General features: G+C 60.5%; 16 protein-coding genes. 8 read left to right on the top strand and 8 right to left on the bottom strand.

Annotation, left to right across the window (positions count from 1 at the left end; genetic code table 11):
• The 5 genes from HMPREF9371_RS10150 to HMPREF9371_RS10130 form a co-directional block, all read right to left on the bottom strand.
• Nucleotides 1-468: LysR family transcriptional regulator (locus HMPREF9371_RS10150; protein WP_040660507.1), on the bottom strand; the 468-nt coding region annotated here is incomplete at its 3' end.
• Nucleotides 469-655: 187 nt separating this feature from the next.
• On the bottom strand, nucleotides 656-1,033 hold the full coding sequence (locus HMPREF9371_RS10145) for a hypothetical protein (protein WP_009120038.1): 378 nt from the start codon (nucleotides 1,031-1,033) through the stop codon (nucleotides 656-658).
• Nucleotides 1,030-1,722, bottom strand: coding sequence for an SDR family NAD(P)-dependent oxidoreductase (locus HMPREF9371_RS10140; RefSeq protein WP_009120037.1), 693 nt, complete (start codon nucleotides 1,720-1,722; stop codon nucleotides 1,030-1,032). The genes HMPREF9371_RS10145 and HMPREF9371_RS10140 overlap by 4 nt, the downstream gene beginning before the upstream one ends.
• A gap of 42 nt (nucleotides 1,723-1,764) precedes the next feature.
• On the bottom strand, nucleotides 1,765-2,412 hold the full coding sequence (gene nfsB, locus HMPREF9371_RS10135) for an oxygen-insensitive NAD(P)H nitroreductase (RefSeq protein WP_009120036.1): 648 nt from the start codon (nucleotides 2,410-2,412) through the stop codon (nucleotides 1,765-1,767).
• 9 nt (nucleotides 2,413-2,421) lie between these two features.
• Nucleotides 2,422-2,967 carry a nuclear transport factor 2 family protein gene (locus tag HMPREF9371_RS10130; protein ID WP_083814010.1) on the bottom strand — a complete coding sequence of 182 codons (546 nt, stop codon included), beginning with the start codon at nucleotides 2,965-2,967 and terminating at the stop codon, nucleotides 2,422-2,424.
• Nucleotides 2,968-2,986: 19 nt separating this feature from the next.
• Between HMPREF9371_RS10130 and HMPREF9371_RS13955 the strand changes: the two genes are divergently transcribed.
• The gene (locus HMPREF9371_RS13955; RefSeq protein ID WP_332247835.1) at nucleotides 2,987-3,055 is read left to right on the top strand and encodes a hypothetical protein; all 69 of its coding nucleotides are present in this window, start codon (nucleotides 2,987-2,989) and stop codon (nucleotides 3,053-3,055) included.
• A gap of 76 nt (nucleotides 3,056-3,131) precedes the next feature.
• Here the strand turns inward: HMPREF9371_RS13955 and HMPREF9371_RS10125 are convergent, their stop codons facing one another.
• Nucleotides 3,132-3,806, bottom strand: coding sequence for an FMN-dependent NADH-azoreductase (locus tag HMPREF9371_RS10125; RefSeq protein ID WP_009120034.1), 675 nt, complete (start codon nucleotides 3,804-3,806; stop codon nucleotides 3,132-3,134).
• 115 nt (nucleotides 3,807-3,921) lie between these two features.
• Between HMPREF9371_RS10125 and HMPREF9371_RS10120 the strand changes: the two genes are divergently transcribed.
• Nucleotides 3,922-4,827, top strand: a complete 906-nt coding sequence (locus HMPREF9371_RS10120; RefSeq protein WP_009120033.1) for a LysR substrate-binding domain-containing protein — start codon at nucleotides 3,922-3,924, stop codon at nucleotides 4,825-4,827.
• Nucleotides 4,828-5,147: 320 nt separating this feature from the next.
• On the opposite strand, the gene HMPREF9371_RS10115 is transcribed toward HMPREF9371_RS10120, so the two are convergent.
• Entirely contained in the window at nucleotides 5,148-6,071 is a 924-nt protein-coding gene (locus tag HMPREF9371_RS10115; protein ID WP_009120031.1) for a LysR family transcriptional regulator, read from the bottom strand.
• Between the two features lie 109 nt (nucleotides 6,072-6,180).
• On the opposite strand from HMPREF9371_RS10115, the gene HMPREF9371_RS10110 reads away from it, so the two are divergent.
• Entirely contained in the window at nucleotides 6,181-6,867 is a 687-nt protein-coding gene (locus HMPREF9371_RS10110) for a type 1 glutamine amidotransferase domain-containing protein (protein ID WP_009120030.1), read from the top strand.
• Nucleotides 6,868-7,058: 191 nt separating this feature from the next.
• Here the strand turns inward: HMPREF9371_RS10110 and HMPREF9371_RS10105 are convergent, their stop codons facing one another.
• Nucleotides 7,059-7,427: a winged helix-turn-helix transcriptional regulator gene (locus tag HMPREF9371_RS10105; RefSeq protein ID WP_050797923.1), complete on the bottom strand. Its 369-nt coding sequence runs from the start codon at nucleotides 7,425-7,427 to the stop codon at nucleotides 7,059-7,061.
• 104 nt (nucleotides 7,428-7,531) lie between these two features.
• Between HMPREF9371_RS10105 and HMPREF9371_RS10100 the strand changes: the two genes are divergently transcribed.
• The 5 genes from HMPREF9371_RS10100 to HMPREF9371_RS10085 all read left to right on the top strand — a co-directional run bounded on the left by HMPREF9371_RS10100 (nucleotide 7,532) and on the right by HMPREF9371_RS10085 (nucleotide 10,452).
• Complete coding sequence (locus HMPREF9371_RS10100; RefSeq protein WP_156787027.1) at nucleotides 7,532-7,939, top strand: nuclear transport factor 2 family protein; 408 nt, start codon at nucleotides 7,532-7,534, stop codon at nucleotides 7,937-7,939.
• Complete coding sequence (locus tag HMPREF9371_RS12640; protein WP_156787026.1) at nucleotides 7,936-8,121, top strand: hypothetical protein; 186 nt, start codon at nucleotides 7,936-7,938, stop codon at nucleotides 8,119-8,121. The genes HMPREF9371_RS10100 and HMPREF9371_RS12640 overlap by 4 nt, the downstream gene beginning before the upstream one ends.
• Nucleotides 8,106-8,675 carry an NAD(P)H-dependent oxidoreductase gene (locus HMPREF9371_RS10095; protein WP_009120027.1) on the top strand — a complete coding sequence of 190 codons (570 nt, stop codon included), beginning with the start codon at nucleotides 8,106-8,108 and terminating at the stop codon, nucleotides 8,673-8,675. The genes HMPREF9371_RS12640 and HMPREF9371_RS10095 overlap by 16 nt, the downstream gene beginning before the upstream one ends.
• Before the next feature lie 65 nt (nucleotides 8,676-8,740).
• Complete coding sequence (locus tag HMPREF9371_RS10090; protein WP_040660504.1) at nucleotides 8,741-9,892, top strand: NADH-dependent flavin oxidoreductase; 1,152 nt, start codon at nucleotides 8,741-8,743, stop codon at nucleotides 9,890-9,892.
• A 50-nt stretch (nucleotides 9,893-9,942) separates the two neighbouring features.
• Entirely contained in the window at nucleotides 9,943-10,452 is a 510-nt protein-coding gene (locus HMPREF9371_RS10085) for a GNAT family N-acetyltransferase (RefSeq protein ID WP_232203099.1), read from the top strand.
• The last annotated feature ends 82 nt before the right edge of the window (nucleotides 10,453-10,534 follow it).

The following is a 10,534-nucleotide window of genomic DNA, read 5'->3' as shown; positions in this document are numbered from 1 at the left end:
CAGGCTGCGCAGGCGGCGCACGGCCAGATCGGCCGCTTCGGGGCGCACGAGGCGCAGGGCGATATCGGCCTGGCGCAGGTGCAGATCGCTGACTTCGATGCTGCTTTGCAAGCGCAAGCGCACTGCGGGCGTCTGCGCATAAAAGGGCGGCAGGAGCAGGGCGTGCAGCACCACCGGCGGCGCGGTCACCGTCACTTCCCTCACTGCCTGGCGTTGCGCGTGGGCCAAGTGCTGCAATAAAGCGACATCTTTGGCCAGTTCGCGCGCGTGGGCGTAGAGGCGCTCGCCGTCTTCGGTGAGCAGATAGCGTTTGCCGATGCGGTCGAACAGGCGCAGGCCGAGCGTGGCTTCCAGTTGCGCCACGCGCCGCGACACGGTGCTGTGCTGCACGTTGAGCGCTTCCGCCGCTGCGGTGAGCGTTTGCTGCTCCACCAGGGCGACGAAGTGCTGAATATCGTTCCAATCCAAGAGGGGCGCTCCGGTTGTGCGCAAATCATCGATGATTGCCAATTTACCGTATTTTGTTTGTTTTTAAAACAATCCATACTGCGCCGATATTCACTACCTGCTGGAGAGAAGTCATGAAAATCCCAGGAATTGCTTTGGGCATGGGTTTGCTGGGCGCTTGCCATGCCTTGGCGCAGCCCCCCGCCGTTTACGCGAGCAGGTCGGGAGCCGCGGTGCGCAAAAATTGCCGCGCAATCTGTTCGCTGCGTTCGGCAGATGGCAGGGCGGTGTCCGCCCAATCAAGCGATATATGGATAAAGCCCTTAAGCCTGCCGTCGGCTGCAATGAGGGTGCTGAAATGCTCGCCGCCCGGCCCTGTGTTGCGCCCGTCGCGTCTCTCATAGCGCGTGAGGGTGGCGGCGATACCATCAATGCTCACTGATTGCTGGCCAACCTGACGATGGGTGCTGGGCGCCGCAACCGTATTTTCTCCCTGCGGGGCTGCCGTTTGGGCCATGACTGGCCGGGCCGCGATAACAGATGCCGAAGCAAGGGCGGCAAGCAGGATAAATAGCCGCTTTGTCATACCATCGCTCCGATGATTTCCACCGCACTACTGCGTTGGCAGTACATCTGCCAAAACCGCTCTGCGACATCGGCCGGATAGACGCTTGCCGTTTCTCCCGCCGCCCCCGCCGAGCCGTGGACAAAACCATTCACGATAATCTCGCCCGCATAGACGCCATGAGGCGCAAGCGAGCGCGAGAGCAGCGCCGTTGCCTTGTGCTGCGCGGCAACCGATACCGCCAGCGCCCCCAGGTTTTGGGCAAAATCGTTGATGGCGGGCAAATCCTGCGCCATGATGCCGCCCGTTGCCAGTACCGCCCCGCCTGACGCCTGCAAATCGGGCAATGCTGCCTGCACGGCGGCAATGAAACTCACCACCCGCACGTTCAGGCTTTCTTGCAATGTGGCTGCCGGCGTATCCAAAAGGCTGCCCTCGATATCGGTGTAAGCATTCCAGTGCAGCACATTGATATTGCCCATCGCCGAGCGCACTTTCCCTACTACGCTTTGCGCCGCAGCCATCTCCGCCAAATCGGCGGCAAATGCTTGTGCCGTGATGCCCATTGCTTGCAAATCGGCAACCGCCGTCGCAAGGCGCTTTTCATTGCGCGCCACCAACGCCACGGCAAAGCCTTCGCGTCCGAAGTGCCTTGCCATCGCTGCGGAAATGCCGCTGCCGTATCCAAAAATAATCAATGTTTTTGCCATGTCGCGCCCCTGTTATTGATGTGATTTGCCAAAAGGCAACCACTAGGCTTTACTGAAAACCACTTCTCTTGCCAATCGAGATTTGGGGAGTTTGGCGTTGAAATCATCGTTTTTCCGGTAGCCAAAAGCGACTGCAGCCAAGGCGCGGTAGCCTTTGTCGGCCAATCCAAACTCCTTGTCCAAAACCGACAAATCCACGCCTTCCAGCGGAACAGCGTCAGCGCCCAGGGCGGCGGCGGCCATCAGCACAAAGCCAATATTCAAATAAACCTGCCTGGCAAGCCACTCGGCCTCATCGCCTGCCGCACGGTGGATGCCCAGAAAGCGCTGACGGATAAGTTTCACGTTTTGCTTGAACTCGGGCTTGGCATAGCGGCCGTCTTGCGCTTCTTTTGCCAAAATAGCATCCAAAAAGCGCTCGTCAGCGATAATGCGGCTGGCAAAAACCACCACCAACGACGCATCCATCACCCTTGGCGTATTGAATGGGAAGTTTTCGGTGGCTTTTGCCACGCGCCTTTTGCCCGACTGCGTATCCGCAACGATAAAGTGCCAAGGCTGGATGTTGACGCTGGAGGGGCAGTTTTGCAAAGCCGACAAAATGACCTCCATAGTCTCCCCGCTCATCTTTTTTTTAGGGTCAAAAGATTTGGCGGCATAACGGCGGTTGATTGCGAGGGCAACGTCCATAAAACCCTCTCAATCCTGCACGCCCAATGCCCATTCCAGGCGGGCGGTGTCTTCATAAAAGTGGTACAAGGCAAGTTTGCCGTCATCATTAAAACGCATGATGAGCGCCCAGTCGCTGGCAAATGGGCGTCCCGTTATTCTGGCGGTGTGCTTCAATTGTCCGTACATCGCCACATGGTGGCCACTGCCGAACACGGCATGGGTATTGAATTCCCCCGCCTGCAAGGTCTCGCCGAAAATCCCGAAAAAACGTGCCGCACCGGCTTTGCCGACAAACGTGCCGTAAGCTGCCACCGTATCCGAAGCGTCAGGGCGCGTGCTGATAAAAACCACATCGTCTGCGCAACGGGTCAGCGCTGCATCCAGATTGCCGGAAAACACATCGCCCAAAAACGCCTGGGCTTCATCTTGATAATTCATGGGAAACGCCTCTTGTTGAAAGAAGCGGCCATTATGATTTGGTGAAAAATCAAATAAAATAGCAAAAATTGGCAGTCTTGGATGATTTACGCACAATAAGGCCGACCTAACCGCCGACCTGGACTGCAACGGCATCCGTCACTTCATCGCCTTGGTGGAAAGGCAGACACTGACCGCCGCTGCAGAACATCTGGGCGTGCAGCACAGTACTGTCTCCCGTTAGGTCGCCCAGCTTGAAGCGAGCTTGGGGTTGTGCGCGGCAGCGGGGGCGGCGCTCATGTCCGCAGGCCGGCGCACATTCACGCCATCGCAGCCGTCAGCCGCGCCGCCAGCGCATCCACCGCGACTTCGGCATCGCGCAGCGATTGAGCCAGGCGCTCGTCGGCGTATTCGTCGTATTCCACGACGATACTGTGATGTTCAGTAATGCCCAGATAGGACAGCGCGGTGAACAGGCTGGCTTCGACGTGGTTTTTGCCCTGCATCTTGCCGCCGTCGTAGCCGTAATCGCCGCGCGAGGTGAGCACCACGGCGCGCTTGCCCAACCCGGCCAGGAGCGGCCAGTACGGATCGCCTGCGCGGCTGCGGTCAAAGCCGAAGGTGCGCCCCACGCGCACGATGTTGTCCACCCAGGCCTTGCATTGGGCGGGCGGGCCAAAGTTGTACATGGGCACGCCGGCCACGATGACATCAGCCGCCAGCAGCTCGTCAATCAAGGCATCGCTTTCGCGCAGCGCCTCGTGCATCCAGTCCTCGCGCTGCGCTTCGGGGGTGAAGGCGGCGTGTATCCATTGGCCGCTCACAGGCGTGGGCGGATGCTGGCCGACGTCGCGGTAAATCACGCGCGCGTCGGGCTGGTGTTGCCGCCATTGCGCAACGAAGCGGGCCGACAGGCGGCGGGTGTGCGAGCCGTAGGCATCCTGGCCGGAAAGGCCGGGGCGGGCGCTGGCGTCCAAATGAAGCAAAGTGGTCATGGGGTTTCCTTTTGATGAATGAATCAAATGAATGTGAAAACCCATTTTGAGCTTGAGCTGTATTGCTGACAAACGGTATATTTTCAGCCTATGAATAACTTTGTCTCATCTATCTATGTCCCGTTTATTGCCTTCGCTCGACGCTTTGGCCGTGTTTGAAGCGGCGGCCCGTTTGGGCAGCTTCAAGGCTGCGGCAACGGAGCTTTCCGTCAGCGCCACGGCGGTCAGCCACCGCATCCGCGCACTGGAGGAAGCGCTGGGCTGTGCGCTGTTTGTGCGGCAGGTGCGCGCCGTGGCTTTGACGGCGGAGGGCCGGCTGCTGTGGGCGGCGGTCAGCGATGGGCTGGACGGCATCGCCGCCGCCGTGGCGTGCATTCGCAGCCCCGGGCGGGCGCGGGTGACGCTATCGGTCACGCCCGATTTCGCCGGGCAATGGCTGGTGCCCAAGCTGGCGGCATTTCAGGCCGCCTGCCCGGCGGTAGATTTGCACGTACACGCCAGTTACCAGCCGGTGGATTTGAACGCGGGCGCCGCCGATTTGGCCGTGCGCTATGGTCAAGGGCCGTGGCCCGGCGTACAGGCCGAGGCGCTGTTTCAAGAATGCTTCGCCCCCGTGGCCGCGCCCTGGCTCAAGCAACGCCTGCCGGCCGATGCCACGCAATGGCCGCTGATTCATCTGAACTGGCGCTGGCCTGCGCAACAAGCGCTGGACTGGGCCGCCTGGGCGCGCGCCGCCAATCTGCCGCCGCAGGCCATGCAAACCGGCGCGCACTATTCCGACGGCGCCCACGCCCTGCAAGCCGCCCTGGCCGGGCAAGGCGTCGCCCTGCTGGGCTTGCCGTTGCTGCGCGAGGAACTGCGCCTGAACCTGCTGGAAGTGGTGCGCGAGCCGTACCTGCCGGGGCAGCTTTATCACGTCTGTACCCCCGCCAAACGCCCTCTCGCCCCCGCCACGCAAGCGGTGAAAGAGTGGCTGCTGGGCTGGAGCGGGGATGTCAATCCAGATCTGGAAAATGCGTGAAGGGCGGCAAGCGCAGTTTGCGGCGCAGCGAAAACCCAGCATGGCCCAGCTGGATGATTTCAATAATTGTTGGGTTACGGCCTGCGCCAATCCACGGCATCCAATTGTCAAAGCCCAAGGGCAGACCGCCGCAGACATTTTTTGAGCGATGTCAAGCGGCAAGCGCTTGATGCTCTGCGGCTGCCGTTTTCCCTGCAGGCTGAAATGGCGCCGCATCGAAATGCCGTTTACGGGTTCATCCCACACCCCCTCCAACATCCGCAGCAAGGCGGCGAGCAGGCGCGCTTCATGGCGTCAGGTGTTGCAAGATCAAGGTGCTGTCATTGCACTGCGGTATCCCACGGCGCATCGCGCCATTTTTCGCAGAGAAAATCCATGAAGGCGGCCACGCGGCGGGTTGGCGGGTGGCGCTGCGGGCGCACGAGGTGGATGTGGCCGGGCAGCGCCTGCCAGTCCGGCAGAACGCGAACCAGCGCGCCTGCGGCCAGCGCCGCATGCACGTCCCAGGTTTCGCGCAGGGCAATGCCCAGCCCGGCGCAGCTCCAGGCGTGCAGCACTTCGCCGTTGTCGCTGCTGAAGGGGCTGGTCACGCGCACGCTGCATTGGCGGCCGTCGGCGTGTTGCAGCGCCCATTGGTCGTGGCGCAGGCCGGGGTAGGCGAAGATCAGGCAGCGGTGCGCGGGCAGCTCGTCGGGCGTTTGCGGCGCGCCGTGGGTTTTCAGGTAGCCCGGCGCGGCCACCAATACACGGCGGTTGACGGCCAGAGGGCGCGCAATCAGGCGCGAGTCGGGCAGCTCGCCGATGCGCAGCGCCAAATCGAAATGGCCGCCGTACAGATCGGCCACCTGATCGGAGAGGGAAAGGTCAAAGCCCACGGCGGGATGGCGGGCGGCAAATTCGGCCATGGCTGCGGCCAGATATTTGCGCCCGAAAGGCGCGGGGGCGGCCACCCGGATCGGCCCCGAAAGCGCATCGCCGGCCAGGCTCTGGCTGATTTTCGCAATCGCCGCCAGCGCCGTGCGCGCATGGGCAAGCGCCTGCCGGCCTTCGTCGGTGATGGCCAGATGGCGGGTGTTGCGGATGAACAGGCGCACGCCCAGCGCCGCTTCCAGCCGGGCAATGCGCTTGCTGACCATTTTCGGATCCAGATGCAGCGTCCGCGCCGCAGCGGAAAAGCTTTCGGCCTCGGCCGCATGCACGAAAACGGCCAGATCGTCGAGGTTGTGCAAATCTATTTGGGTCATATTAGCGAAAGTATAGGATTTATTTGGGTGTTTGTTGTGTAGATTTTGCCGCGTATCGTGCGCCTGTCCAAACGGACGATTGCCTGTTCTTTTTACCCAAGGATTCACCATGTCAAAACGCATTCTTTTCATCCTTACCAGCCACGACCGCAAAGGCGCGGCCGATGATGCCAGCGCCGCCCCCAGCGGTTTTTACCTTTCCGAAGTGAGCCATCCGTATTTCGTATTCAGCGAAGCCGGTTTTGCCGTGGATTTCGCCAGCCCCAAGGGTGGCAAAACCCAGGCGGACGGGCTGGATTTGAGCGACGCGCGCAACGCCAAATTCTGGAATACCCCCGAATTGCGCGCAAAAACCGAAACCACGCTGCCCGCGACGCAAATCAACCCCGCCGATTACGCCGCCATTTTTTACGCCGGCGGCCACGCCGCCATGTGGGATTTTGCCGATGACCCGGCGCTGGCCGATATTGCCGCGCGCATTTACCAGCAGGGCGGCGTGGTGGCGGCGGTGTGCCACGGCCCGGCGGGGCTGGTCAACATCCGTCTCGATAATGGCCGCTATCTGGTGGACGGCAAAGACGTCGCCGCCTTCACCAACGACGAAGAGCGCGCCGTCGGCCTGCACGACACCGTGCCCTTTCTGCTTGCCGACAAACTGATCGAACGCGGCGCGCGGCATTTGCCCGCCGCCAATTTCCAGAAACAGGTGGTGGTCAGCGAGCGCCTGGTCACCGGGCAAAATCCGGCTTCAGCGCAGGGCGTGGCCGAAGCCGCGCTCGGTCTGCTGCAAGACTGAATAGGAGACGCCCTTTGCATGGGTGATGTGCAGAGGGCGGCATGTACCGGCATTGCCACTGCGCGCAATCGCGGGGCTATGTCATTGCGCAATCCAATGGCATCAAGACTTGTTTGATGCGGCTGTGCAGGGCAAAACGCCAAGCGCAGCCATTTTCTCGCGGTAAGCGCTTCATGGCCGCACATGCGCAGTCAGGCTTGCGCTTTTGCCGCGCGCTGCGCATTGCCCCATTCGCACATCGCATCCAATATCGGGATCAGCGATTGCCCGCTGTCGGACAAGCGGTATTCCACCTTGGGCGGAATTTGCGGATATTCGGTGCGGATAATCAGGCCGTCGCGTTCCAGCTCTTTCAAGGTGCTGGAGAGGGTTTTATAGGAAATGCCGCCAATCAGGCGCTGCAAGCCGTTGAAGCGCACCACGCCTTCGCGGTAAAGCCAGTACAGAATCACCATTTTGTATTTGCCGCCGATCAGCGACAGGGTATAGCCCACGCCACTGTCTTCAATGGCATCAAGGGTGCAATGGCCGCTTTGCGGGCCGCAGGGGATTTGGATCATGGCGCTTTCTTCCGGGTAAGTATGTAACGTCAAGGTGCGTACTTGGCGATTGGCAAGCGCGATTATAAGATGCGGCCTTGCTTTAACAAAGCCCTGCAATGCCCATGAATCTTGATCCCGATCTCACCGCCGCCGTGCGCCATCTCATCGACAGCGGCTGCCATTACCGCATGGAAGCGCTTGCCGCCTGTTATGCGCCGGATTTGCGCATCGTGATGGTGAGCGAAAACGGTGAAACCCTGACGTTCGACTACGCGCAAAACCTCGCCTTTTTTCAATCCTTGAAAGACGCGGGCGCGGCGCCGCTCAATACCGCCGTGATTTTCAACCATGCCGAGGCGCATGAGGGCATCGGTTATGTCAGCGCCACCCGGCGCATGGATTTGGGGCAGGGAGAAAAGCGCATCGTCTTTACCCTGATGCTGCGCCATGACGGCGCGCGTTGGCAGGTTTTCCGCGAACATGCCGTGATTACGGGCGCGGCATCACTCTTGTCAAAAGGAAACCCATGAACCCATTCATTCCCCGCCGCCATTTTTGCATTGGCGCTGCCGAAAAAGGAGATTGCCATGACTGGATTCCTCTGGGCGGGCATTTGCTCGCTTCAGACGGCTTTACCCGGTTGACACAAGCCTTGCAGGCCTGTGTCACGCGACGCATTTTGATCGGAGAAACCATATGTCACAAACCCTGATTATCGCCGCTCATCCGAATATATCCAGATCCGTGGTCAACCGGCGCTGGCTGGACGCCGTGCGTCACCGGGATTGCGCCACGGTGCATGAACTCTATGACGCCTATCCCGACGGCCATATCGACATTGCCGCCGAGCAGGCGCGGGTGGATGCGCACCGGAAAATCATTCTGCAATTTCCGGTGTACTGGTTCAACTGCCCGCCGCTTCTGAAAAAATGGCTGGACGAAGTGCTCACCTACGGTTGGGCCTACGGCAGCCAAGGCAAAGCGCTGGCAGGCAAAACCGTCGCCTTGGCTGTTTCTCTTGGCACACCGGCTGCGGATTACCGCGCGGACGGCAAAATCGGCTACGGCGTTGCCGAGGTCTTGCGCCCCTTTGAATTGACTATGAAATACTGCAACGCCGATTACCGCCCGCCCTTTGTTTTCCACACCATCGACAGCAACGCCGCCTATGACGATGCCGCCCGCGCCGTGATCGAGCAAAGCGCAGCCGATTATCTGGATTGGCTGGAAAAAACTCTCTCAATCAAACCCGCACAAACGATATGAACCACGACACTTTGAAAACCTGCGCCCGGTGCGGAGATTTCCGTCCCATCCCCATGATAACGACCATGAATCCTGCTGGTATCGCGCTGTTTTCGCCTTGTCGCCTCAATAACGGCATTGCCCTCAAAAATCGCCTTGTGGTTGCGCCGATGACGCATTACGCCTCGCATGAAGACGGCGCGCTGAGCGACGAAGAGCGCCGTTTTATTGGCAACCGCGCCCAGGGCTTTGGCATGTTCATCACCGCCGCCACCTGCGTATCGCCGGAAGGCAAATCCTTCTACGGCGAGCCGGAAGCGGCGGGCGAGCAGCACCTGCCCGGCTTGCGGGAAACGGCCCGCATCATTCAGGCGCAGGGCGCAAAAGCGATACTGCAACTTCACCACGGCGGCAAATCCGTCGTCATGCACGATGGCGTGCTGCCTTATCCCGCCATTCCCGCCGGCGCGCAGCGCCTCGCGCCAAGTGCCGACGGCGAAGCGCGGGAAGCTGCGCAAGCCGATATCCGCGCCCTGATTGGCGCTTTCGCCCGCGCCGCCGAATTGGCGATTCGCGCCGGCTTTGACGGCGTGGAAATCCACGGCGCCAACGGCTTTTTATTGCAGCAGTTTTATTCGGCCAAAAGCAACCGGCGCACGGACGAATGGGGCGGCAGCCGGGAAAGACGCATGCGCTTTCCGCTGGCCGTGGTGGATGCCGTCGTCGCCGTTCGAGAAGCCATGCAGCGCCCCGGCTTCATCATCGGCTACCGTTTTTCGCCCGAAGAAGACGGCGCAGACGGCCTGACGATGGCAGACAGCTTTGCACTTATCGACGCATTGACAGAAAAACCGCTGCAATACCTGCACGTTTCACTCGCCAGCTTTCATGGCAAAGCGCGACGCGGCGCCGACGCCAATCAAACGCGGATGCACCTGCTGCACAGCCATATCAACGGGCGAATTCCCCTGATAGGTGTCGGCAACCTGCTTGACCGTCCAGCCATATTGTCCGCCTGGGAAAGCGGCTGGGCCGATTTTGTTGGCCTTGGCAAGGCGGTGATGCTCAACCCCGATTTGGCGGAACTTCTGGCACAAGGCAAAGACGGCGACATCATCACCGAACTCGACCCGGCGCGCGCCGACCGCTATGGCATTCCAGAGCGCTTGTGGCAGCTTTGCCTGAAAGCGCCCGATTGGCTGCCGCCGCTGAAGCGTGAAGAACGCCAGAAAAATTGAAGACAGGCGTTTTTGCCGCCATCAATCGCTTGTCGCCGAAAAAAACCGGCATGAAACCCGAAAATGGAGCCGTGATGCACTTGATATTTGAAAAATTCCGTGAAGACGATTTCGCCGATTATTTGCGCCTGGTCGGCGATGCGCAGGTCATGGCCATGATTACCGAACGCGCCCTGCCGGAGACGGAAGCGCGCGAGGAGTTTGCACAGCTGCTCGCCAATAATGCGCTGCACCCCGACTTTGGCCAGTTCAAAGTGCTGGATGCGCGCGGCGCATTCATGGGTCTGGGCAAATTGGCGCTCACCCAGGCCGACAGCCGCGAGGCGGAGCTGGGCTATATGCTGCTGCCCGAATACTGGGGCAAAGGCATGGGCAGCCGCATCGCCGCGCAACTGCTGGGCGTGGCACAGGCGCATGGCGGGCAAATCGAGCGCCTGTTCGCCATTATCGACCCGGCCAATATTCCCTCGCGCAAAATCCTGATCAGGCTGGGCTTTGCGCACCATGAATTCAAGGACTTTGACGGCTTGCCTGGGGAAATTCTGGTGCGCACGCTGTAATCTTGTGCTCTCGGCCACAAGCGCGCTGTACAGCCAACAGGCTACCTGAAAACAAGCCACGCGAATTTCTGCGTCGCTAGAG

Origin of the sequence: Neisseria shayeganii 871, assembly GCF_000226875.1 — a bacterium.
Classification (GTDB): Bacteria; Pseudomonadota; Gammaproteobacteria; order Burkholderiales; family Neisseriaceae; genus Eikenella; species Eikenella shayeganii.
The sequence above is the reverse complement of the archived record's forward strand: the minus strand, read 5'-3'. Positions and strand labels throughout refer to the sequence as shown.